Origin of the sequence: Spongiivirga citrea, from assembly GCF_010671565.1 — a bacterium.
Lineage (GTDB): Bacteria > Bacteroidota > Bacteroidia > Flavobacteriales > Flavobacteriaceae > Spongiivirga > Spongiivirga citrea.
Genome location: NZ_JAABOQ010000009.1, coordinates 1 through 24265 on the forward strand (window position 1 = coordinate 1; position 24265 = coordinate 24265).

Annotated in this window: 17 protein-coding genes; 7 read left to right on the forward strand and 10 right to left on the reverse strand. The window is 37.4% G+C overall.

Annotation, left to right across the window (positions count from 1 at the left end; translation table 11 throughout):
- On the forward strand, positions 1-375 hold a 375-nt coding region (locus tag GWK10_RS17545), incomplete at its 5' end, for a type IX secretion system membrane protein PorP/SprF (protein ID WP_164033711.1).
- A gap of 959 nt (positions 376-1334) precedes the next feature.
- Here the strand turns inward: GWK10_RS17545 and GWK10_RS17550 are convergent.
- Positions 1335-3026, reverse strand: a complete 1692-nt coding sequence (locus GWK10_RS17550; protein WP_164033712.1) for an ABC transporter ATP-binding protein — start codon at positions 3024-3026, stop codon at positions 1335-1337.
- A 164-nt stretch (positions 3027-3190) separates the two neighbouring features.
- Here GWK10_RS17550 and GWK10_RS17555 point away from each other — a divergent pair, with 164 nt between their 5' ends.
- Positions 3191-7174 carry a fibronectin type III domain-containing protein gene (locus GWK10_RS17555; protein WP_164033713.1) on the forward strand — a complete coding sequence of 1328 codons (3984 nt, stop codon included), beginning with the start codon at positions 3191-3193 and terminating at the stop codon, positions 7172-7174.
- A gap of 57 nt (positions 7175-7231) precedes the next feature.
- On the opposite strand, the gene GWK10_RS17560 is transcribed toward GWK10_RS17555, so the two are convergent.
- From GWK10_RS17560 to GWK10_RS17585, 6 genes are all read right to left on the reverse strand, one after another.
- On the reverse strand, positions 7232-8635 hold the full coding sequence (locus GWK10_RS17560; RefSeq protein ID WP_164033714.1) for a TPM domain-containing protein: 1404 nt from the start codon (positions 8633-8635) through the stop codon (positions 7232-7234).
- Positions 8613-9326: a 3'-5' exonuclease gene (locus tag GWK10_RS17565; protein WP_164033715.1), complete on the reverse strand. Its 714-nt coding sequence runs from the start codon at positions 9324-9326 to the stop codon at positions 8613-8615. Before GWK10_RS17565 ends, GWK10_RS17560 begins: the two co-directional genes overlap by 23 nt.
- A complete protein-coding gene (locus GWK10_RS17570; protein ID WP_164033716.1) occupies positions 9323-10489 on the reverse strand; it encodes a serine hydrolase domain-containing protein in 1167 nt (388 codons plus the stop codon). Before GWK10_RS17570 ends, GWK10_RS17565 begins: the two co-directional genes overlap by 4 nt.
- Before the next feature lie 167 nt (positions 10490-10656).
- A complete protein-coding gene (gene trhO, locus GWK10_RS17575; protein WP_164033717.1) occupies positions 10657-11688 on the reverse strand; it encodes an oxygen-dependent tRNA uridine(34) hydroxylase TrhO in 1032 nt (343 codons plus the stop codon).
- A gap of 236 nt (positions 11689-11924) precedes the next feature.
- Positions 11925-12473 carry a CopD family protein gene (locus GWK10_RS17580; protein ID WP_164033718.1) on the reverse strand — a complete coding sequence of 183 codons (549 nt, stop codon included), beginning with the start codon at positions 12471-12473 and terminating at the stop codon, positions 11925-11927.
- Between the two features lie 48 nt (positions 12474-12521).
- Complete coding sequence (locus tag GWK10_RS17585) at positions 12522-15653, reverse strand: WD40/YVTN/BNR-like repeat-containing protein (protein ID WP_164033719.1); 3132 nt, start codon at positions 15651-15653, stop codon at positions 12522-12524.
- A 335-nt stretch (positions 15654-15988) separates the two neighbouring features.
- On the opposite strand from GWK10_RS17585, the gene GWK10_RS17590 reads away from it, so the two are divergent.
- The 3 genes from GWK10_RS17590 to GWK10_RS17600 all read left to right on the forward strand — a co-directional run bounded on the left by GWK10_RS17590 (position 15989) and on the right by GWK10_RS17600 (position 19358).
- Positions 15989-16294 carry a hypothetical protein gene (locus GWK10_RS17590; RefSeq protein ID WP_164033720.1) on the forward strand — a complete coding sequence of 102 codons (306 nt, stop codon included), beginning with the start codon at positions 15989-15991 and terminating at the stop codon, positions 16292-16294.
- A 76-nt stretch (positions 16295-16370) separates the two neighbouring features.
- A complete protein-coding gene (locus GWK10_RS17595; protein WP_164033721.1) occupies positions 16371-18767 on the forward strand; it encodes a TonB-dependent receptor in 2397 nt (798 codons plus the stop codon).
- Between the two features lie 12 nt (positions 18768-18779).
- Positions 18780-19358 (forward strand): type 1 periplasmic binding fold superfamily protein, encoded by a 579-nt coding sequence (locus GWK10_RS17600; RefSeq protein ID WP_164033722.1) that lies wholly within the window; start codon positions 18780-18782, stop codon positions 19356-19358.
- A 368-nt stretch (positions 19359-19726) separates the two neighbouring features.
- Here the strand turns inward: GWK10_RS17600 and GWK10_RS17605 are convergent, their stop codons facing one another.
- The 3 genes from GWK10_RS17605 to GWK10_RS17615 form a co-directional block, all read right to left on the reverse strand.
- Entirely contained in the window at positions 19727-21133 is a 1407-nt protein-coding gene (locus GWK10_RS17605) for an MATE family efflux transporter (RefSeq protein ID WP_164033723.1), read from the reverse strand.
- Complete coding sequence (hemH, locus tag GWK10_RS17610) at positions 21133-22167, reverse strand: ferrochelatase (RefSeq protein ID WP_164033724.1); 1035 nt, start codon at positions 22165-22167, stop codon at positions 21133-21135. Before hemH ends, GWK10_RS17605 begins: the two co-directional genes overlap by 1 nt.
- Positions 22168-22254: 87 nt before the next feature.
- Positions 22255-22983, reverse strand: a complete 729-nt coding sequence (locus tag GWK10_RS17615) for a DUF6503 family protein (protein ID WP_164033725.1) — start codon at positions 22981-22983, stop codon at positions 22255-22257.
- Between the two features lie 77 nt (positions 22984-23060).
- Here GWK10_RS17615 and GWK10_RS17620 point away from each other — a divergent pair, with 77 nt between their 5' ends.
- Entirely contained in the window at positions 23061-23588 is a 528-nt protein-coding gene (locus GWK10_RS17620) for an RDD family protein (RefSeq protein ID WP_164033726.1), read from the forward strand.
- Positions 23589-23591: 3 nt separating this feature from the next.
- The gene (gene lepB / locus GWK10_RS17625; protein ID WP_164033727.1) at positions 23592-24263 is read left to right on the forward strand and encodes a signal peptidase I; all 672 of its coding nucleotides are present in this window, start codon (positions 23592-23594) and stop codon (positions 24261-24263) included.
- The last annotated feature ends 2 nt before the right edge of the window (positions 24264-24265 follow it).

Sequence of the window (24265 nt, forward strand, 5' to 3'; positions counted from 1 at the left end):
TACTATGCGTACTTTGGTTATATAATCAAAGAACATGATGGAGCAGATTGGGAATATGAGCCTAGTGGAGTTGTGCAATACTTTGAAAGCGATGGACGAAGTATCACTGATCTAACACTAAAAGTTAGAAAGCTTGATTTAGATCGTTATTATTGGGGAGGTATCACGGCTCGTTTTCTAAACGATCAAACCTTTAAGCCCTTATCGATCAGTCCGATGTTTGGATTGAAGTACAACGGCATTTATGCAGCTTATGCCTACCAAGTAAACATTAATGAGATACAAGGCGATCTAGCGACCTTAGCAGGGACCCATATGATCACCATTGGTATTGACTTCTCTTGTGTACGATCTAATTGTGGATGTACTAATTAAGTCTACAGTAAAACAGTATTCAGTTGGCAGTAAAACACGCTTCTTGAAACTTTGGGTCTAATACTATTTCGCGTAAAAAATATGCTTCTATGTGAAATAACACCTGTCTTTAGTTGAAAATGAGAGTGTTCTATTCTCAAAAAACCATTCCCAAAAAAATCTTTCATTTTTTTAATTCTACTTATAAAAGCTAAGTTGCTGATTATCAGTATCAAAACCATTAAATTGCTGCTTCAACTAAAAACTGCAACAATTTGTTTTCTAGACAGGTAGGGTAAAATAGATTTCCATTGTTATATATATGTAGTGTCGATAGAAACCTACTTAAATGTTAACAAATGTTAAATATTTATGCATTACATCGATATTATTTGTTTTTAAACGATACGATAATGTATCTTTGAATTTAACTTAAACCCAACATCATGAAAGCAAATTACTCAACAACATTTACTAACAGTAACCAAGCTGGAACATCTACAGTAGGAACTGTACAATTCATTAAAAGTTTAATCGTACTTACCAAAAAGGTATTTATGATCTAAGAACCTTTTTTTGCCCCGAAGAAGATTCTTACACCTAAACTAAATTCGCTTAAAGCGAAAAGAACAGCCACCAGAAATGTGTGGCTTTTATTTTTCTAAGCTTTTTCAGTCATGAAAAAACATTACACTTTTCATTTTCCACAAATATTTAATTGGAGTTAATCGATAAAATTGACAAAACGATTTCATTTTAACGAAAAATAGATTGTTTTCATCAAAAATTTAGCAGTTTTTAGGTTCACTTTTAAGCAGCTGCATATATTGCACATCCCTAAATCTTAAACCTAATTAACTATGGAGACGACTCGTCTATCTGCTAAACGCCCTATGTGGGATTTTAAAGTAGTTACTTCCTTCAACAACACTGTTGAACTAACCAGAAGCCTACTGAAACTTTCAAAAAAAATCTTGATGTTATAATCCTTTAGGAATTGCACTAATTAATGCCTTGGTGTATTCAGAAGTTGGATCGCTGTAGATCGAATCAGCGTCACCTAATTCTTCTATTTTACCCTTGTTCATTACCAATAACTGATCTGCCATATACTTTACGACAGAAAGGTCATGACTAATGAAAATGTAAGTAAATCCGAAGTTATTTTTTAGTTCGTTTAGCAAATTGAGTACCTGCGCTTGCACGGAGATATCCAATGCCGAAACTGATTCATCGCAAACAATCAGTTTTGGCTGCAGCGCTATGGTTCTCGCAATTCCCACTCGTTGGCGCTGTCCGCCAGAAAATTCATGCGGATATCGATTAAAATGCTCAGCCTCTAGTCCAACCCGCTCCAAGAGTTCAATAGTCTTTTCCTTTCGTTTTTGATCAGAATTATATAAGCCATGAACCTTCATTGGTTCCATAATAGCTTTCCCAATAGTTATTCTTGGATTAAGCGATGCAAACGGATCTTGAAATATTATTTGAATATCTTTTCGAAGCGCACGAAGTGCCTTTCCTCTTAACTTGCTTATGTCTTCTCCTTTATAAAAAATACTGCCTGCAGTTGCTTTATCAAGCTGCAAAATTGCATTTCCTAAGGTAGATTTTCCACATCCTGATTCTCCGACCAATCCCAAGGTTTCACCTGGATAAATTTTAAAGCTTACGTCATCCACAGCTTTTACTACCTTGCTTTTTTGAAATAGCCCTGCATTACTAATGTAGTCCTTTTGCACATTAACCACTTCTAAAATTGGCAATTGCTCGTACATTTCCTTGTGATTTTCAGCTCTATCTGCTGCAGTAATTTCTTTTGTTGAAACCACATCATTCATAACATCCTTTATAGTAGGTAATACCTCCAAACGTTTATCTAAAGATGGTCTTGATGATAATAAGGCTTTGGTATAATCATTTTCGGGGTTCCTAAACAATTGTGCTACCTGCCCTTGTTCTACAATGTCGCCTTGATACATTACTAAAACACGATCGGCTATTTCAGATACCAGAGCCAAGTCATGAGTGATGAAAATGATGCTCATCTTTGTCTCATTTTGCAATGCCTTAAGTAAATCTATTATTTCATTTTGAACAGTGACATCCAAGGCAGTGGTCGGCTCATCAGCTATTAAAATATCCGGTTTACATGCAATTGCCATAGCAATCATAACACGTTGTTTCTGTCCACCACTTATTTGATGCGGGTAACTATTAAATATTTCGGTTGGTCTAGGTAATTGTACTTTTTCAAAAAGAGCAAGTGTTTCTTCTTTTGCTTCTTTTTTAGTTATAGTATTATGTTGTAGCAATATTTCAACTACCTGTGTGCCGCATTTCAAAGAAGGATTTAGGGAGCTCATCGGCTCTTGAAAAATCATAGAAATCTTCTTGCCCCGTATAGACCTATAATCTTTGTCTGAAAAGTCTGATAATTTTAATGAATTATAATAGATTTTTCCAGATGAAATGCGCAGTGCATGCTTGGGTAAAAGCCCCATAATTGAGAGGCTTGTAATCGATTTTCCTGAGCCAGATTCTCCCACGATTCCCAGTATTTCATTCTCAAAAAGTTGAAATGAAATCGATTTAACAAGCTGTACATTAGGTTTTTGCGAGGTTGTAGAAATACATAATTTCTCAACTTGCAAAATTGCGTTTTTTGGCATCTTCAAATATATAAAATACAATCTTGTTTAATAAAAGTATAGAGCTCTTTAAACGAAAGTTAACTGTTAATCGAAAAGGTTTTCGACTTGCTAGGATATTAACAGATTTTTAATACATTCACGGCACTTTTCACAAACCTTTTATTAAATGCTAAATAATTAATATGAAAAACAACTATTTTAAAGTGTTTTTGTCAATGGTGTTGGTTTTTAGTGCGTATTCTTTATCCGCACAAACCAAGACACAAGTACAAAAAATTGTAAGCCAAAACAATCAGGCAGCTTTAACACAGTTTCAAAGCGAAGTAACAAAAAGAAAAGCGGCTCAAAAAGCCGAAGCAATTAGAGTTGCAGCCCAGAAAGGATGGAAAACTTCTGAGCTTTTAAGGGATGGTCGTTTTGTAGAACTGCAACGAATAGCTAAAGATGGCTCTCCGATTTATTATACTACTTATAATGTATCGGCGGCTGCATCTACAAGAACAAACCATATAAATGGTGGAGGTAGTTTAGGGCTAAATCTTGATGGTCAGAATATGACTGCTTATATTTGGGATGGTGGTCTTGCACGAGGCACTCACCAAGAATACGATGGCCCTGGTGGTAACAATCGTTTCTCTATTGGAGATAACTCTACTACTTTAAACTTCCATGCAGCTCACGTAACCGGAACTGTTATTGCTTCTGGTGTTGATCCAGCAGCCAAAGGGATGGCGCCACAAGCAAGTGGAATTGGTCATGACTGGAACAGTGATGTTTCTGAGGCAACAGGTCAGGCAGCAAATGGTATGCTACTTTCTAACCACTCTTACGGTTTTAGAAGTGATCTTGTTCCTGATTATTACTTTGGAGCTTATATTGAAGATTCAAGAGATTGGGATAACCTTCAGTTTAATTCACCTATGTATTTAATGGTGGTTGCTGCTGGTAATGATGGAAACAGTAATTTTAATGGAGCACCATTAAACGGAAATTCAGCTTATGATAAGCTTACTGGGCATTCAACTTCAAAAAACACTATGGTTGTTGCGAATGCACAAGATGCTAGTGTTGATGCGAGCGGGAATCTAATTTCAGTAACTATTAACTCTTCTAGTAGTGAAGGGCCAACTGATGATTTAAGAATTAAGCCGGACATTACAGGAAATGGAACTGGCGTTTATTCTACTTATGAAGGTAGTGATACAGAATATGCATCTATCACTGGTACTTCAATGGCATCGCCAAACGTAATGGGTTCATTACTATTATTACAACAGCACTATAATGAGTTAAATGGTAGTTTTATGCGCGCTGCTTCATTAAAAGGTTTAGCACTGCATACTGCAGACGATATTGGTCCAGCAGGACCGGATGCTGTGCATGGATGGGGTTTATTAAATGCTAAAAGAGCGGCTGAAGCTATTACTGCAAACGGTAATGGTTCAGTAATCGATCAGCGTAGCTTAAATTCAGGTGAATCTTATTCGGTTAATGTAGATTCTGACGGTGTAAATGATCTTGTAGTTTCTATTAGCTGGACTGACAGAGCGGGTACTGTAAATACAGGAACTGCAAATGTTACTACACCAGTTCTCGTTAATGATTTAGATGTACGAGTAACTAAGAATTCAGATACTTTTAACCCATACCGCTTAACTTCTATTACTACAAATGGAACAGGAGACAACAATGTAGATCCTTATGAAAGAGTAGATATTTCAGGAGCAGTTGGCTCTTATACTGTAACAGTAACTCATAAAGGAACATTAACAGGTGGAAGCCAAGATTACACATTAATTGTAACTGGTGCTAGCAGCACTCCGATAGTTTGTGAAGCTACAGTTCCTGCAAATGTATCTGCTGGAAATGTTACGGCAAATGGAGCTACAATTAACTGGAACACAGTTCCAGGTGCAAGCTATGACGTTCGATACAGAGTAGTTGGAGCTTCCTCTTGGACTACAATTACTTCGAATGGTTCTTCTACTAACTTAACAGGCCTTACACAATTAACTGATTATGAGGTACAGGTTCAAAGTAAGTGTGATGATGGTGCTACTTCGGGTTATAGTGCATCAACAGCATTTAGTACTCCAGAGTTAATTCTTAACTATTGTGCTTCGCAAGGAAACAGAGTTAATGATGAGTATATTGGCAGAGTACAATTAGGATCCATTGATAATGCTTCAGGTGGTGGTTCTGGTTATGAAGATTTCACTGCAATCTCTACTGATCTTACTAAAGGAGATTCTTATACTATAAGTGTTACACCAACATGGACAGGTACAGTTTACCGTGAAGGATATGGAGTATGGATTGATTTCAATAAAAATGGAACTTTCGATAGTGCAGAACAGGTGTTCTCACAAGCAGCAACAAATGCTTCACCAGTAAGTGGTTCATTTACTGTTCCTGCTGGAGCAGCCGATGGAGCTGTTCGTATGCGTGTATCAATGAAATATAATGGCACACCAACTGCATGTGAAACATTCACATACGGCCAAGTAGAAGATTATACTGTTGTATTAAGTGATGGTTCAGGACCAGGTCCCGATACTGATGCACCAACTACTCCAGGAAACTTGGCAGCTTCTAACATTACGCAAACGACTTTAGATCTTAGTTGGGTTGCTTCTTCTGATAATGTAGGTGTAACAGCTTACAATGTATACAATGGAACTACTAGTCTTGGAACCGTAACAGGAACCACCGCAAACATTACAGGCCTTACCGCTGACACACAATATACTTTTAATGTATCGGCAGTTGATGCGGCAGGAAATGAATCAAATCTAGCTTCGGTTACGGTTACAACAGCATCAACTGCAGGTGATACTGAAGCACCAACAACTCCTGGAAATGTAACTGCATCTAATGTTGCACAAACAACATTAGACTTGAGTTGGAATGCATCTTCAGACAATGTAGGCGTAACGGGATACAATGTATATAATGGTTCTACTAATATCGGCACCGTTACAGGAACTTCAGCTAATATAACAGGACTTACAGCGGATACAACCTATACTTTTGGAGTATCAGCGGTTGATGCTGCAGGTAACGAATCTAGTCAAGGTACAGTAACAGTAACTACTGAGGCTGAGGCTGGAGATACAGAAGCTCCTTCAGTACCTACTGGATTAGCATCAAGCAACATCACACAAACAAGTGTTGATCTTTCTTGGTCAGCATCTTCTGATAACTTTGGTGTTACAGGATACGATGTATTACAAGACGGTTCTGTAATTGCAAGCCCAACTGGAACTTCATTTTCAGTAAGCGGACTTACAGCAGATACTACTTATTCTTTTGCTGTAAGAGCAAAAGATGCAGCAGGCAATATTTCGGCTAGTAGTGCAGCATTAAGTGTGACTACTGAAGCTGCTCCTGGCGGAGGAGATCCGGTAGTAATTCACGAAGGATTCTTTGAATCTGGATGGGACGGCTGGATCGACGGAGGTACTGATGCATTTAGATATTCAGGTAGCCGCTCGTTCGAAGGAAATTATTCAATCAGACTACGCGATAACTCAGGAACAAGAAGTTCAATGACATTAAACAATGTTGATGTGTCTTCTTTTGATACTGTAGAGGTGAAATTTTATTTCTATGCTTACAGCATGGAGAATGGAGAAGATTTCTGGGTACGTTTCTACGATGGTTCGCAGTGGAATACTGTTGCTACCTACGCGAGAGGAACAAGCTTCAATAACAATACTTTCTATACGGCAACTGTAACAATTAGTGCAGCAGAGTATAATTTTGCAGCGAACTCAGGATTTAGATTTCAGTGTGATGCTTCAGCTAATGGAGACCAAGTGTATATTGATCAGGTAAGCATTACTGGGTTATCAAACGCAGTAGCTTCTACGAACTCCATTAGTGCGATTCAAACCTTCTCTACATTTAGTGAAGCAGATGTTGACGAAGGTTTTGATGGTGATTTCTTGATCTATCCAAATCCAGTAATAGGAAGTTCTTTAAATATTAGAATGCCAGATAGCGGTGAAGCAACGTACCGAATTATGGATATTACCGGAAAGCAAATTAAGGCCGGTAAACTAATTCAAAATACCATTTCGGTAAACGAATTAAGAGCCGGAATGTACTTAATTGAATTAAATGATGGTGAAGAAAAAATGACTCAGAAGTTTATGAGACGCTAGTCTATTAACTAAGTAAATTATTAACCCTTCATTGCTCTGGCAGTGGAGGGTTTTTATTTACCAACTAACTCCAGCACCACCACCACCTGAACTACCACCACCAAAACTTGATGATGAGCTGCTAGAAGATGAGAATGATGAACCACTAGAACTAGATGAGCTAGAGCGAACTTTTTGAGGTATCGTTTGGATTTCTTCTTTGGTATAATGGCAGTTAGCGCACTCATAGACCACCTTGCGCTTACCTGAATTACTGTAGGTGGCCGCTCGCAGCACCACAGATCGTTTTCTGCCATAGGTTTTATACCCACATTCACTGCAGTCACTGTATTTAGAGCTTTTACCTGTGTACTCTAATACTAAAATATCGCTTTCATCTTCAGTAACCCAAACATCATAGTCGACCGCACTAATTTTTTCTTCAACAAGTTGACCATTTTCCAGAAACTTATTTTCAGCCCATGCATTTTTTAGAAACAAAGGTTTTCCATTAAGTTTACTAAAACGTGGTGCGTTTCGATACTTTTTCAATCGTCGTTTTGTCATACGACTAAAAAAAACAAATGGCAATGGAATTAAAACTAACAAACAGCCAAATTTCAATTTCTCAAGGCGAATATACTTGTCGTAGTAGTCGTCCTTTGAACGTTCAATGTCCCAAGCAACGCCATAGTAGCCAATTGCAAAAAGCAGGCTAATTATTCCATAAATTCGAATAAAATACCACCAAAAACCATGTTGATGTGAGTTTTGAGTATAACCAATATTATGAGTATAAATCTCATCAATAACCTCTGGATCATCTAAAAACTGATTGATTCTTGTAAGTGCTGATACAATTCCTGCACCAAACCGACCTTGTTTAAAAAATGGCACTATTTCATCAGTTCCGATTCGCAAGCAGACTACATCAGTTAAAATAGGCTCTAGTCCATAACCAACTTCAAACTCTGTACGGCGCTGATCCATTACTGTTAGTATTAACAACCCATTATCCGTTTCTTTCTGTCCAATTCCCCACTCCTCAAATAGATTGACTGCAAAACTTTTAGGCACTTCATCTCCAATACTTGGTAACATGACCACCGCAATTTGAGCGGTTGACTTTTGCTCCAATTCCCATAGCATTTGGTTGATGATTTGTTCTTCGTTTGCAGTTATGATATCCGCTGGATCTGAGACATAGCCATTCGCTCGACCTTTTTTAGGATTGGGAGTGTTTTCGACGGTAAATATTCCTGAGGTTTGATTATAACGAGGCGCGATAAAAACCTGGGAAGGTAAATTTTGTTGTGGTTCAGCTGGGATTGCCGTTTGCGTCGAGTCTTGATCTTCATCAATAAAGTCGACTACAGTTTCAACCGGGGAAGTTTGATTTTGAGAAACCCCTAAGGCGAAAAATGCTATAAAAAATAGGATTGAAAAGAGTGCTTGCTTGCTAGACTTTTTTAATTTCATCATCAACTAGTAAATCTTCGTTGCGTAAACGTAATAAAATTTGGGCTACAGCAACCGTATCTTTTTCGCAATATTCGATAATTCGATCTATGTCGTTTTCTTTATAATATACAGCGGCAACCTGGCTACCATCAATATCATCCTTAGGCGATGGAATTCCCAGAATGTTGGTCAACAATTTAAGTGATGTATAATGCTTGTAATCACCGAATTTCCACAAATCTAACGTATCTATATGCGGTACTTCCCATGGCTTTTTACCAAATAAATTCAATTTATAAGGAATATCAATCTTATTAATGATCATTCGCCTAGCGATATATGGAAAATCGAATTCCTTACCATTATGCGCACATAACAAGTGTTGTGGCCTATTAAAATGCGTTTCTAGCAAATTTTTAAAAGCCTTAAGCAATTCTATTTCTTCTCCGTGAAATGAAGTAACTCTAAAGGTTCTGATGTCACCTCTAAACACGAAATACCCTACCGAAATACAGACGATCTTACCAAATTCAGCCCAAATTCCAGCGCGATCATAAAAGTCTTCAGGAAGAATTTCATCTTTACGTTGATAGGCCGTTTTAGCTGCAAATAGCTCTTGTTTCTCCTTTGAAAGTGAATTGAAATTCTCATTTTCAGGTACCGTTTCGATATCTAAAAATAGAATGTTGCCTAATTGAAGTTTATGAATCATAATCCCATCATTTTATAAGCTTCTTGCAAATACAAATCGGTGTCTTGAATACGTTCGCCATCGATATTTACTCGAGCTCGTTGATGACCTAGTCGTACAACAATAACATTATCATCAGGTACGACCATCACATATTGACCAAGAATACCCCGCATATAAAAAACATCTTTTCCTTGATGTTTTAAGAGCCAAAATCCGTAACCATAATCATTATCTTCTTTAAAACGGGGTTGAATACTTTTAACAACAAAACTGGAATCTAGCAATTGCTCTCCATTCCATTTTCCGAAGTCTTTATACAGCTTTCCGAAACGGGCAAAATCACGTGCATTCGATCCTATGCAACAATAGGTTTTTGCTAGGCGATTATCTTCATCATCAACTTGCCACAATGCATCTTTTTCCATTCCCATGGGTTTCCAGAAAGACTCTGACAAATACTCAACCATTTTTTTGCCGGTTGCTTTTTCAATCACCATTCCCAATAATTGTGTGCTTCCACTCTTATAACGAACTCGTTGACCTGGTTCTAAAACTACCTTTTGATTTAAGATTGTTTCACTTAAATCATCATCATAATAAGCGCGTGCAGTTACCGAAAATGGACTGGTATAGTGCTCGACCCAATCTAATCCCGAAGCCATTGAAGAGAGGTCTCCAACGGTCATTTTTGCTGCTAAACCTTCACTATATTGAGGGAAAAAATCAGATACTGGCTGATCGAGGCTTTTAATATACCCGTCTTGAATTGCCTTACCCATCATTGCAGAAGTAACACTTTTTGCCATTGAAAAGGAATTGCTAATACTACTTACTCCAAAACCATCATCATAACTTTCAAACCAAATACTGTCATTTTTTATGATAACAAATGCAACAGTTCCAAGGGCTTCGTTTGTTCCTTTTAGTCTTTTAGTAGCCTCAACTGTATTATAATCATTATGCATTGGCCAAGGCTGTGGATCATTTCCCATTTGAATGGTGTCATTCTCAAAATAGGTGTAATCATCTATAAAAGCAGAATCATGTCCCGTAGCATAAACAATACGAGCTCCTCGCAGCACATAGTCATAGTCAAGGACGTATAAGCCGATTACAAATAATACGATAAGGATTAATAGGAATTGAAAAATCCGTTTTAGGATCTTGAGAAATAATTTCATCGAAATAGCGAATTATGGTATTAAATATAGCCATAATTCGCTATTGTTTTGTTCTTAAAAATAATCAATTCAATTTTATCCGAATGATATAGGTCTCCACTGCCTGGACGTTTAATTTAGGTGGGTGCTCGCCCAGACATCACAGCACTTAAGTAGGTATTAAAGATCTACTTCTTGAACTTCAACACCTCAGACCGTCCTTTTTTGAAAATCTTATTACTGTTGTGTGTTCCTTTTCGAAGTGCTTTCTGTTCTTCATAGGGTAAGGCGTGAATTTCCTTACATTCATCCGAGCAACAGTTATTCATCTGCATCGCACAATTTTCACATTGAATAAACAATAAATGACAGGCTTCGTTGGCACAATTTACATGGGTATCACAAGCCTCTCCACATTGATGGCAATTGGAAATAATATCCTCTGAAATTTTTTCCGCTCGGCGATGATCAAACACAAAATTCTTACCTAAAAACTTATTCTCTAGCTCTTTTTCATTCACCTGACGGGTGTATTCAATAATACCACCTTCTAGCTGATACACATTTTTAAAGCCTTTGTGCCTGTAGTACGCACTTGCTTTTTCGCAGCGAATTCCACCAGTACAATACATCACTAGTTTTTTGTCTTCCTTATGTTCTGCTAACTGCTCTTCAATAATATCTAGTGAATCGCGAAACGTATCAACATCAGGAGTAACTGCATTTTTAAAATGCCCTATTTCACTTTCATAGTGGTTACGCATATCGACCAACACAGTATCTTCGTCTTCGATAAGTTCATTAAAGGTTTCGGCATCAACATGTATTCCTTTGTTGGTAACATCAAACGTTTCATCATTTAATCCGTCGGCAACAATCTTATGTCTAACCTTTACTTTCAATTTTAAAAAAGACATATCATCCTGTTCCACCGCAATATTTAGTCGAACGTTTTCTAGAAATGATATACTGTCTAAATGCGTTTTGAAATCAGTAAAATTCTCCGCAGGGACCGATAACTGTGCATTAATTCCCTCATGGGCGACATAAATTCTGCCCAATACTTCAAGTTCATCCCAAGCAATGAAAAGATGGTTGCGTAATACCTGTGGATTACCAATATTGGCGTATTGATAAAAGGAGAGTGTTAGCCGTTGTTTACCAGCCTCTTTTATAAGTGCAGCTCTCTCCTTAGCGCTTAATTTATTGTACAGTTGCATGCTATACTAACGTTTTAAGAGTTAAAGAAATAATTGAAATGTGGGCAAAGGTAAGTTATTTGTTCGAACGACATGCAAGGTTTTTAGAACCTTGTAGGTCTCATTTTGAAGAGATTGGTCTATGGGGAACCCTTCCACCCTTCGGGCAACTTCCCTTAAAAAGGGAAGGAATTATATTACTTTTTAGTATTAAAATAAGAGAAGTCATACTTCTTAAATACAATTGATTATTAGTACTAAGCCTCCGGATTCTTATCTCGGATTCTTTTATAAAGCTTAATCCCAAGCATCAATAAAACACCTAAAGCGATGATTCCTACTACTCCATAAATCCAATTAAAGGCATTTTTTAAAGTGACCAAGAAAATCACTGCAAATAAGATAATCGTAGAGCCTTCATTCCATATCCTCATAAAATTACTGCTATGTTCTACCTTGTTTTGCTGTAATTTTTTAAAAATAAAATGGCATTTAATATGATAGAGATAAAGTAGCACAACAAAGCCTAGTTTTACCTGCATCCAAGGTAAATAGAGAAGCGCTTGATTAAGATATAGCAAGACAAACGCAAAAAGACTACATAATACCAATGAAGGCCAGGTAATGATAAACCAGAGGCGCTTGGTCATTAATGCTAATTGCTTAGATAAGATTTCTTTTTCAGGCGACGGTTTTTCCAATGCTTCTATATGATACATGAATAAGCGAGGAATGTAAAATAGTCCCGCAAACCATGTTACCATGAAGATTATATGTAATGCTTTTATGTATTGGTATTCTACCATGAATGCAAATATAGATTGCGCTAGTTCTAAAACTAGCCCGATCTACCTTTATTCTTTAACAAAAAGATAATTTAATTGAAGTTTATTAAACTCTTGATTAAAGGAAGAAATGCCTTTACTGATTAATTTATTGAATTTAGATAATTCTAAATTTATTTTTTGAGTCAGCTCTTTACTTACTATTATAGCTTGATCCGTTGGAGGAAAATCATCAAAATTAGCAAGGCTAGCAACAGCTCCAAGCTTGTTCGTTAAACGAATTGGGAAATTGAGCGGATCTTGACCACTTCTGTTTTTTGTTTGGTACAATGCTTTTTCTACCTCATCAAGTTCCTTTGTCATTTCCTTAGCTTTTTCAACCAAATCCTTAACCTTATCATTTTTTGCATATTGCTTGGTAAATGCCTCTAGCTGTTTCTTGACATTTCGCATTTTTTTGATCGATTTATGCGCTTTATCCACCGTTTCATTCACATTTGATACAAAATCGAACTGTTTTTTCATTCCTGCGAGGTCGGTTTCAGCTCGTGGATCTGCCAAAATCTCAAAATTCTGAGATTCTTCTTTTCCATTTACAGATAAAGTAACCTTATAATTTCCGGGTACTGCTCTGGGGCCATTTAAATTAGCTCCCCACATAATCATCCCTTTTAAACGCTCAGCACCTTCATAACGCATATTCCAAACGTGTGTATTGCCCCCTTTTTCAAGATCTGGAATCATCTTCTTTTTGTCCTTATTACTAAAGGTATTTATGGTGTCGCCTTTACTGTCAAAATAAGTTAGTTTGACCGTATCCTTTTTCTTGTCGTAATTTTTTAAGTAAAAATGAGTGACAACTCCACCTGGATGATTCGTGCCTGCTGTTTTAGATTCACGGCCGCCGCCGCCCTTTGTACGGTAGCTATTTTTTGGTTTAAACAAGATAGCTGATTTTGATTTATCACTATTGTTCAATTGATACAATACTGTTAGATCATCAAGAATCCAAACGCTGCGACCTTGGGTTGCTACCACAAGATTATTATCTTTTACGATTAGGTCCGTAATAGGCACAATTGGTAAATTCATTTGGAACGGCTCCCAACTCAATCCATCATTAAATGAAATGTACATGCCGGTTTCTGTTCCCGCATATAATAATCCCTTACGTGTAGGATCCGCCCGTAGAACTCGTGTAAAATGCTCCGGGTTGATTCCGTTAGTAATTTTAGTCCAAGTTTTACCGTAATCAGTAGTCTTGTATAAGTATGGTTTGAAATCTCCAGTTTTGTACAACGTTCCCGCAACATAGCAGGTGCCAGCGTCGTAAGGCGATGGCTCGATACTGTTAATCATTAACCACTTTGGCGCTCCCGAAGGGGTTACATTTTCCCAATTCTTTCCACCATCCTTAGTAATATGAATCAATCCATCATCACTACCAACCCATAAAAGTCCTTCTTGCAGCGGACTTTCATTTGCAGCAAAAATGGTACAGTAATACTCAACACCCGTATTATCTTGGGTGATTGGCCCTCCTGATGATTTTAGTTTTTCAGGATCATTTCTAGTCAGATCAGGACTAATAATTTCCCAACTTTGGCCTTCATTTTCCGTTACATGAACATGCTGAGAAAAGGTATACAGTTTATTCGGGTTATGTTTCGAAAAGATAATCGGGAAATTCCACTGAAAACGATACTTCATACCCTCAGCACCATAACCCATAGGGTTATCTGGCCACACATTAATCGCCCTAGTAGTTCCTGTTTTGTGATTTTTTCTAGTTAAAAATCCGCCATAACTTCCGCCATAAACAATGTCATTATTTTCAGGGTCTACGGCAATGTGGGCAGATTCTCCACCTGCTGTTGACTCCCAATCATCCTCATCAATGCTAAAGCCATCACTACGGTGTTTTATTCTGATGGTAGAATTATCTTGTTGTGCCACATAGATGCGATATGGGAATGAATTATCGGTGGTCACCCGATAAAATTGAGCCGTTGGTTGGTTGTGATAGGTGCTCCAAGTCTCGCCGCCATCATACGTTATTTGTGCGCCTCCATCATCTCCAATGATCATCCGCTTCGGGTTTTCAGGAGCGATCCACAAATCATGATGGTCACCATGAGGTGCTCTTGCACTCGTAAAGTTTTTACCTCCATCAGTCGATTTGTGATAGCTTACGTTTACTACATATACAATATTTTCATCCTGAGTGTCAGCATAGATTCTTGTATAATACCATGCTCGTTGTCTAAGCGCTCGACTACTATTAATGTTGCTCCATGTCTTTCCGCCGTCTTCTGATCTATAAACACCTCCTTTTTTCTCATTTTCAACAATTGCCCAAACGCGTTCCGAATTTACTGGTGATACAGTTACACCAATAATCCCATTGATACCTTCAGCAAAACCCTCATTATTTGAAATCTCTTCCCAGGTTTCACCGCTATCTGTGCTTTTCCATAAAGCCGAGCCATCACCACCACTACTTAAACTATATGGGGTTCGTTGTGCTCGCCAAGTCGACGCATACAATATTCTTGGGTTATTTGGGTCAAATGTCAGATCAACCGCTCCAGCTAAATCATTTACAAAAAGTGTTTTTCTCCAAGTCTTTCCACCATCGGTACTTTTATAAACCCCGCGATCTTGAGTTGGTTTATATATATTTCCTAGCACTGCAGCATAAACGACATCTGAATTTGTAGGATGCACTGCAATTCTCGGAACATGACGGCTGTTTTTAAGCCCCATTGATTTCCAAGTTTTCCCAGCATCTTCTGTTTTCCAAATCCCATAACCGGATGACACATTACCACGAAGTGTTTTTTCACCTCCGCCGACATAGATAACATTATGGTCACTTGGTGCTACTTCTACCGCACCGATACTTCCACCGAAAAAGCCATCAGAAATATTGCCCCATGTACGACCACCGTCCTCTGTTTTCCAGACACCGCCTCCAGTAGCACCAAAATAAAATAGGTTGGGCTTACCAGGAACTCCCGTTACCGCAGCCGATCTACCTCCGCGAAATGGTCCGACCAATCGATATTCCATTGAGCTATAAAGCTCTTGTGGAAATTGAACTGTTGTTTGTTTTTTTGATTTTTTTCTTCGTTGTGCATTACTATCAGATGGAATAGCAAACATAAGCAGCGAGAGCGCTGCAACAAGGATGGTGCGCATTGTGTGTGTTTTTGGTTGAATTAGTCAAAATAAATCGAATTTTAAAAATACGGAGAATTCAAATAATATACTATTGGCTTAATTCTTGAAGCTAATAATTAAGGCAGTTCATTTGAATGGGCTAACTTTTTCAAAAAAGCTTAAAATTGATCAAAAAAGCTGAAAAATTGCTGCTTTTCTATATAAATACCCTAAAACACATCAAAAAAGCCTCGTATTCTATCACAACACTTTTAAGGTATTATACTAAGTCGAAGGCAGAAAATTGAAATAATGACTATTTCTTTAGGACATCTTTAACTTTTATATCGTTTTAATTAAATAGATTTGCTTTCGTGAAAATAGATAAGAAGAAAATATTGTTCTCTGCAGCGCTTTTTGCGCTTATGTTGGTAAAAGTATCAGCCTTTCATGTCTATGCTCATGATGATGCATCAAAAGCATCGATTGAAAATTGTAATACCTGTGACCTTGCAATTGAAAATCAGCAGGCTCAATTTGCGGAAATCGATTTGTTTGATGATGTAATTATTACCAATTTTGACTTTACTACCAAGGAAGATCATTTTATAGCAGTTGTTTTGATAGCTGAAAATGAACCTTCCTACTACTTTCAAAACCGACCACCACCAGCTCTTTAATCTTTAATTAGGTTATTCCATGAGCACTATAGATGTCTGCAAAAAAGGCATCTACCATCAATTTTAGGTCATTTTAATGAAACAATTTTTAAGTATAATGCTTTTTATAGCATGTTCTGCGCCATTATATGCGCAGGATTGCAACACACAACTTACTGGCGAAGTTCTCGACTTTCATGATAAGACTCCGCTTGAAGGCGCACAGGTGTATATACCCAAACTTCAAAAAACAGTAATCACGAATTCCAAGGGAAAGTTCACTTTTAAGAACCTTTGCGACGGTATTTATGAGCTTGAAGTTTCTCATTTTGAATGCACTACGCGTTTTTTAAAAGTTGAAGTCTTTGGTAATACGTTTAAGAGAATTACGCTTGAACATCATATCGAGGAGCTTGACGAAGTAAGTGTGACGGGGAGAAAGGTTCGTACGACTAATTCTGCCCAAGAACAAACGATTACAAACGGTCAGCTAGAACGTTATAGCAGTGCCACTTTGGGTGATGCTTTAAAACAAGTTTCAGGAGTTTCATCATTGAATACAGGAGCAACTATTGTTAAGCCAGTTATTCAAGGTTTAAACGGAAGCCGGGTTTTGGTGTTGAATAATGGTGTGCGTATGCAGGATATGGAATGGGGTGATGAACATGCTCCTAATGTCGATATTAATTCCGCAGGAAAAGTTACCGTTGTAAAGGGAGCTTCTGCATTGCGCTATGGAGGTGATGCCATTGGTGGAGTGATTGTATTAGAGCCTCTGAAAACCTTAGCTATTGATAGTTTATACGGCAAAACCATTTTAAGCGGATCGACCAATGGTCGTGGTGGAGGTATTACTTCAGAATTGGTAAAAACCTACAAGTCAGGATGGTTTTTAAAAGGACAAGGCTCGTTTAAACGTTTTGGTGATTTGGAAGCACCGGATTATGTGCTTTCTAATACTGGAGTAAAAGAAGGTGCGTTTTCAGTGAGTGCTGGCAAACGTTCTTTTTACGAAGGTTGGGATGCCATGTACTCATTTTTTAATACAGAAATTGGTGTTCTGGCTGCCTCGCACATCGGTAATGTTGATGATTTGATTACGGCAATTAATAGTGATGAGCCGTTGATCATTCGGGATTTTACCTACGACATAGGCCGACCGCAACAGGAAGTTACTCACCATTTAGGGCGTGCAAGGTACTATAAACGTTTTGAAGGTTTTGGCAAACTGACTTTGCAATATGATTTTCAGAGGAATGAACGGTTTGAGTTTGATGTAAATAGAAGGAATAATGATAATAGTGCTGCTATTGACCTTGAATTAACCACGCATACGGCTCAAGCTGATTTTGTGATTGATGCAAATAGTGACTACAAAATAGAAACCGGGATTTTATATCGCTATCAAGATAATTTTGCCGATCCATCTACGGGTGTACGTCGTTTGATACCCGATTATACCAAGAATGATGCGGCAATTTACCTTACCGGAAAGTATTTATTAAATGATGCTATTGTAATTGATGCTGGGTTTCGATATGATTATAGTAAAATCGATGCTTTAAAGTTCTATCGAAATTCACGCTGGATTGAGCGAGGGTACCAAGCTGATTTTGGTGATCGCATTGTTGAGCAACTAAACACTCAGTTATTAGTTAATCCTGTTTTTGATTTTAGTAACATTTCGGCCACAGCGGGTTTGAAGTACAACTTTAATTCTGGAACCGAGTTCTTATTTAATTATGCATTGGCACAACGTGCACCAAATCCTGCTGAATTGTTTAGTGATGGTTTACACCATTCGGCAGCGCGAATTGAGTTAGGGGATTTACGTATTGGTAAGGAAACATCGAATAAGATTTCCTTATCGCTACTTCATGATTACGAACATTGGGGGTGGGAAGTGAGTCCTTATGCAAATTTTATAGCAGATTTTATCTTGCTAGAACCGACATCAACTGAGTTTACTATTCGAGGTGCTTTCCCTGTTTGGGAATACCGTCAAACCGATGCCCGATTGCTAGGAGTAGATGCATCGGCTTATGTAAATTGGAGTAAGCATTGGAAAACAAATCACCAATTTTCACTTGTAAAAGGTCGCGATGTCGGCACTGATATTCCACTTATCAATATTCCAGCAGCGAATACCAAAAACAGGATTACCTATACACATCATGATTGGCATAATTTGACATTGGGCCTAGAAAGTCAATATGTGTTTAGACAAAATGAAACTCCTGATGATATAGACGTTTTTTCGCCTGTTACAAATGAGAATGTATTGCTTGCTATTAATACTGCGCCAGACGCTTATCACTTATTGCATTTTGATGCTGAAATTGCATTTGCTATGAATAATGAAAGCAATTTAAAAGTACGTTTAGCAGTCAATAATTTGCTAGACACTAATTATAGAGATTACTTAAACAGACAACGATATTTTGCTGATGATTTAGGAAGAAACATCAGCCTTCAATTAAAAATTAACTATTAAAACCATTTTGTTATGAAACCTTTTAAACAACTATTTATGCTTTTTTGCCTTACGGCTCTTGTAATGTCATGTAATGACGATGATGATAACCCACCTGAACCAGTAAATGAGGAAGAGGTAATTACGACATTAACTGCTACATTAACACCAGATGGTGGTGGGGCAGAAATTGAACTTACAACAAGAGATCTTGATGGTGACGGACCAAATCCGCCCGTAGTAACAGTAAGTGGTCCTTTAGCAGCGAACTCTACTTATAACGGTGTACTTAAAGTTGAAAACGAAACGGAAGATCCTGCTGAAGACATTACTGAAGAGGTAAAGGAAGAAGCTGAAGAGCACCAATTTTTATTCGTAATTGATTCTGCTTTAAATCTTACAATTGATTATACAGATCAGGAGTCAGATTACGCGCCAAATACAGGAACAAACCCTGTTGGTGTTACTTTTACAGTAACTACTACCGATGCAGGTTCAGGGACATTGCAAATCTTGTTGCGTCATGAACCTAAAAAACCAAACGATGGCACTCCTGCCGATGCTGGTGGAGAAACAGATATTGAGGCAACATTTAATATTGCAGTCAATTAATTCATCGCTAAGTTAATTGACATTTTCGCCGGCTACTTAAGAGGTTAAGTAGCCGGTTTTTTATGCTTTAAATTGAATGTCGAACCTTATTCTTTAACTTCTAGTTTTCAGGTCGAGTGATCTCGAAGTATGAGAGATTGTATCGAGACCTCTTCAAACCGACAACTAATTGATTTATACACTAAGTCATTTAAAGGGTTCTCGATACATTTTTCTTCCTCATTCTTCGGATGAAAAACACTCGAACTGACATTTTTAAAAAGAAGTCGACTTCAGCAATTTTAGGTGAAAATCATTTGTTTTTAATTAAAAATCACTTCAAAATGCTCAGAAATGGCATTTTTTTGAATTTTTGATCTTGAGGAATATTATACTATTGCTTCAGTATTTTCTTCAGCAGAAGGGATTAGTTTACGTCTAACTTCTCTATTTAAGAAATAGCCAGTTACCAAGGTCGAAAGTACATCGGCTATTGGAAAAGAGACCCAAACACCTAACACTCCCATAAATTGTGGTAAGATCAGTATTAAAGGAATTAAAAAGAATCCTTGTTTGGTTAAACTAAGTAACAATGCAGGAATTGCTTTTCCAATTGATTGAAAATAAGCACCTCCTATCAACTGAACTACAATAATTGGTGTTGCCAAAAATACCCAACGCAAAGCAGCCGGTGTTCGTTTTAATATCTCATTATTATCCGCAATGGTTTGAGCATCCAATCCTTCTTTATTACTTATAAAAACGGAAATAATTCCCTCTGGGAATAGCATGATCAACGCAAAAATTATCAGGGCTAAAGCACCTGCATACTTAATGGAGGTGTTGATTGTTTCTCGAACACGCCCATATTTCTCTGCGCCATAATTATATCCCACAATTGGCATAAATCCTTGAGTGACTCCTATTACAGGAAATAAAGCAAACATTAGCATACGACTTACAATACCATAAGCTGCAATATCTAGTGCATCACCTACACTAATTAATACATTATTCAATAAAATAGTCAATACACTAATTGTGGCTTGTCGAGCTAATGTCACAGAACTTAATCCAGCAATTTCACGAACAATTTTCCCTTTCAATTTCAGCCATTCAACATTTAATCGTAATTCACTTTTGAAAGCAAAAAACCAAACCATAAATGAGAATGAAGATGCATATGAAATGAAGGTTGCCCATGCGGCTCCTTGCATCCCTAAATCCAGTACATTGATCAATAAATAATCCATCAAAATATTTCCAACGGATGGGATGATCATTGCGATCATTGCGAATTTTGGCTTCCCTTCTGCTCTAATAATGTTGTTTCCCATCATCATTAAAGCAAGCATAACGATGCCATATAAAAGAATGCGATAGTACACCAACGCCATATCTCTAAAGGAATCATCTGCCCCAAAAAACCCGATAAGTTGATCTTGAAATATTAATCCTCCTATGGCCAAACTACCCGCAATTAAAAAGGTGAGCGTGGTCATATTACCAAAAACCCGAAGTGCTTTATCGTTATCTCCAGCACCCAAGGCTCTAGATAAAACTGAGCTACCTCCAATACCAATTGACAAACCAATGGCGCCAATAAAAAAGGTAAAAGGAAGTACGACGGCAATTGCAGAAATTGCCAAAGGGCCAATCCATCGACCCATAAAAATAGTGTCGACAATTATATTTAATGACATTACTAAAATGCCAATAGAAGCTGGTACCGCCTGTTTAATAAGGAGTTTGCTTATGCTTGCCGTGCCTAATTCGGTTGAGGAAGTTCCCGCCATTAAGCCATTTCAGTTTCAACAACTGCCCATTGGTCAATCCAACGAGCCAATGTTTTTACCCAATCATCGCGATCATTAATACAGGGTATTACATGAAAGTCTTTGCCTCCGGCCTCATGGAAAATTTCTTCTCCCTCCATAGCTATTTCCTCCAATGTTTCAAGACAATCGCTTACAAAAGCGGGTGTTACAATAGCCATTTTTTTAGTGCCCTGTTTTCCCATTTTATCAATCGTACGATCAGTATATGGTTGTAACCAAGGATCGACTCCTAATCGTGATTGGAACGAAGTAGAAAAGGTTCCTTCTTCCAAACTGAGATACTCAGCCACCTGTTTTGTAGTTTCATAACATTGATGGCGGTAGCAATATTGATGGGCCTTTGATGCAGTTTGACAACACTGTCCGTCTATCTTACAGTGGGATTTTGTAATATCCGATTTTCGAATGTGCCTTTCTGGAACCCCATGGTATGAGAATAATAAATGTTCGTAGTCAACGCCCTCAAGACTCTCTTTAATCGATTCAGAAAGTACACGAACATAATCTGGATGGTTATAAAATGCCGGAACACTGGTAAAGCTCATTTGCGGAAAATGTTCCTTTCTAAGTTCCTCAGCTAGTACCAAAATAGTCTCAGTAGTCGCCATAGCGAATTGCGGATACAAAGGCACAATGAGCACTTCATCAACGCCCTTATCATGTAGTTTTTGCAAACCTTGTTTGATTGAAGGTTTGCCATAGCGCATAGCGATTACTGTCGGAATTGAAGTTAATGCATCAACTTTATCTCTCAAACGCTCAGTTAATACAATTAGAGGGGATCCTTCATCCCACCATATTTTTTTGTAGGCAGCAGCGGACTTTTTTGGCCGTGTATTTAGAATAATTCCTTTAACTAAAAAGGTGCGAAAGGCCTTAGGCACATCAATGACTCGTTCGTCCATTAAAAACTCTCCGAGATATCGTTTGACATCCTTTGGATTGGTGCTATCAGGTGATCCTAAATTAACTAGCAGTACGCCTTTTGCCATTTTGTTTTACTTTTTTACAAAAATACTAAACATACTGCTAGTAAGTCATATAGCCAGCAGTACTTATTAATTATTTAACTATAAGGTCTATTTATTAATATCAACAACTTTTTCGAGATCATCTGTGCCTAAATAACCATCATTATTATTGTAGTACCACACCCGTGTTTTAGGCAATTTTATTTCATTCGTTTCTAGCTCGTCTGTAAGTAAAATATACTCGCCGTCATTTTTGGTTTTGTCTTTATAAAACTGATATACTTTTAAAGCATAGGTTTCAGGATCGAAGTAAAAATACCATTCATCAGTACCTACATTTTTATCATAGGTTGCTCTTAGAACTAGATATTCTTTGCCTTTAAATTCCCGTTTTTCTACCTTAGGGTCGATAATAGTTCCAGGATCTTTCAACTTCATGGGTAAGCCATACAGATAGGTGTAGTAATTTCGATACATGGTCGTGCGCTCACAATCTGCTCGATGTTTTTTTATTTCGGTAGAATCTAATTCAGTCTTTCCATTTAATGAGAATGAGCATTTCCCATTTTCTAGTTTACGATAGGTGGTAATAGTATCTTGAATTGTTTTTAAACCGAAAACTTGTTTTGGCAGATTTAAATACACTTCACTTTTACGTGTTGGTCGATCGGGCATTTCTAGATTGATGTGCAAAATGGATTGAAACTGTTTCCAGTTTCCTTCAGGATCGTGATATGCAATAGATCTGTCCAATAATTTGGTAGCTGTAAGTTCTTGACCTTGTATTGTTTTGAAAGCAAATAGCAGCAGAAGGAATGGAATCGATTTTTTTAACATATTTATTCTATATTTAACCACAATGTAGGGTATTTACCCCCACAATGGTCTTATACCTAAACAAACCATAAAAGTACATGAAAGAATTTATTGTTACCCCAGATTTGTATGCGAATAAAGGTAAGCGTTTGGGGAATTTTATAGTCGATTTAATCGTTTTTAGAGTCCTGATTATTGCCATTTTCGCGATTTTAGGATTTATAGTGGTAACAATTGGTGGAGATATTGATTCGTTCCTATATCAGCTTGAGACTATTAATCCTTTTATGGACTTACTAATAACATATGTCTTGTATTTTTTTGTTTTTTGGGGGTTTGAAACCTTATTGCAAGGTCGGACAATCGGAAAATTTATAACTCAGACTAAGGTGGTTGACATCAATGGGAATGTGCCAAATGCAGGCTTGATTGCGAAACGTACGCTGTCAAGAATAATACCTTTCGACGGGTTTTCTTATCTAGGTGAAGAAGGTAGAGGTTGGCATGATACGATTCCCAATTTATATGTAGTTGACGTGAAGAAATTTGAAGATAAAAAATCGGTTCACTTTGGATTACAAGAATTAGGTACAACCAATAATGATTTTGTAGATATTAAATTTTAAAAGTTGAAGTTATCAGGTAAAAAATTAGCAATTATAGGCGGTATTATAGTTTTTATTTATATCCTGTTTGGGGCAACTGGCGTGCTCAGGTTTTTTAAATTCCCTACACCTTCTAGTGAACCTACTATAAAAAGCGGCTCATATTTGTTTTCAAGCTCTCTTAAAACTCCGAAAAAAGGAGATTTCATTGCTTTTAAAAAGTTTATCCCAGAATTTGGTTTATCTACTTATGCACATCGGTTGATTGCCGTAGGAGGTGATGAAATTGAAATAAAGGATGGTATTGTAACGGTTAATGGAATTCAAGTTGATAAAAATAGGGAGCTTAAGTTTAGTTATGTGCTGCCTAAGGCCAAATTTGATATGATAGCACATACTACTTCACCTGATTATACAATCCCAATTAATGAAAACGAATATTTGACTTATTTAGCCGATAATGTTGCCGATGAATACCAGGTTTCAGAGTACAGATCCATTCAGCCTGTCGGGCAAATTGATAATAGCATTGAGGACATATATAATCAGCCTTGGAATACAGATCAATTTGGTCCTCTAGTCATCCCAAAAGACAGTATTTTTGTACTAGGTGATAACAGACATAATGCATTAGATTCAAGGTATTTTGGATTAGTTGCTGAAGACGCGATCATCGGAACCGTATTATGGAAATAAAA

Excerpts from the sequence above, each read along its gene's own strand:
- GWK10_RS17605 (WP_164033723.1), bottom strand. The coding sequence starts at position 21,133 with ATGGCGGGAACTTCCTCAACCGAATTAGGCACGGCAAGCATAAGCAAA.
- hemH (WP_164033724.1), bottom strand. The coding sequence starts at position 22,167 with ATGGCAAAAGGCGTACTGCTAGTTAATTTAGGATCACCTGATAGCACC.
- GWK10_RS17560 (WP_164033714.1), bottom strand. The coding sequence starts at position 8,635 with ATGATGAAATTAAAAAAGTCTAGCAAGCAAGCACTCTTTTCAATCCTA.
- GWK10_RS17570 (WP_164033716.1), bottom strand. The coding sequence starts at position 10,489 with ATGAAATTATTTCTCAAGATCCTAAAACGGATTTTTCAATTCCTATTA.
- GWK10_RS17615 (WP_164033725.1), bottom strand. The coding sequence starts at position 22,983 with ATGTTAAAAAAATCGATTCCATTCCTTCTGCTGCTATTTGCTTTCAAA.
- GWK10_RS17550 (WP_164033712.1), bottom strand. The coding sequence starts at position 3,026 with ATGCCAAAAAACGCAATTTTGCAAGTTGAGAAATTATGTATTTCTACA.
- trhO (WP_164033717.1), bottom strand. The coding sequence starts at position 11,688 with ATGCAACTGTACAATAAATTAAGCGCTAAGGAGAGAGCTGCACTTATA.
- GWK10_RS17555 (WP_164033713.1), top strand. The coding sequence starts at position 3,191 with ATGAAAAACAACTATTTTAAAGTGTTTTTGTCAATGGTGTTGGTTTTT.
- GWK10_RS17620 (WP_164033726.1), top strand. The coding sequence starts at position 23,061 with ATGAAAGAATTTATTGTTACCCCAGATTTGTATGCGAATAAAGGTAAG.
- GWK10_RS17580 (WP_164033718.1), bottom strand. The coding sequence starts at position 12,473 with ATGGTAGAATACCAATACATAAAAGCATTACATATAATCTTCATGGTA.
- GWK10_RS17600 (WP_164033722.1), top strand. The coding sequence starts at position 18,780 with ATGAAACCTTTTAAACAACTATTTATGCTTTTTTGCCTTACGGCTCTT.
- GWK10_RS17595 (WP_164033721.1), top strand. The coding sequence starts at position 16,371 with ATGAAACAATTTTTAAGTATAATGCTTTTTATAGCATGTTCTGCGCCA.
- GWK10_RS17585 (WP_164033719.1), bottom strand. The coding sequence starts at position 15,653 with ATGCGCACCATCCTTGTTGCAGCGCTCTCGCTGCTTATGTTTGCTATT.
- GWK10_RS17565 (WP_164033715.1), bottom strand. The coding sequence starts at position 9,326 with ATGATTCATAAACTTCAATTAGGCAACATTCTATTTTTAGATATCGAA.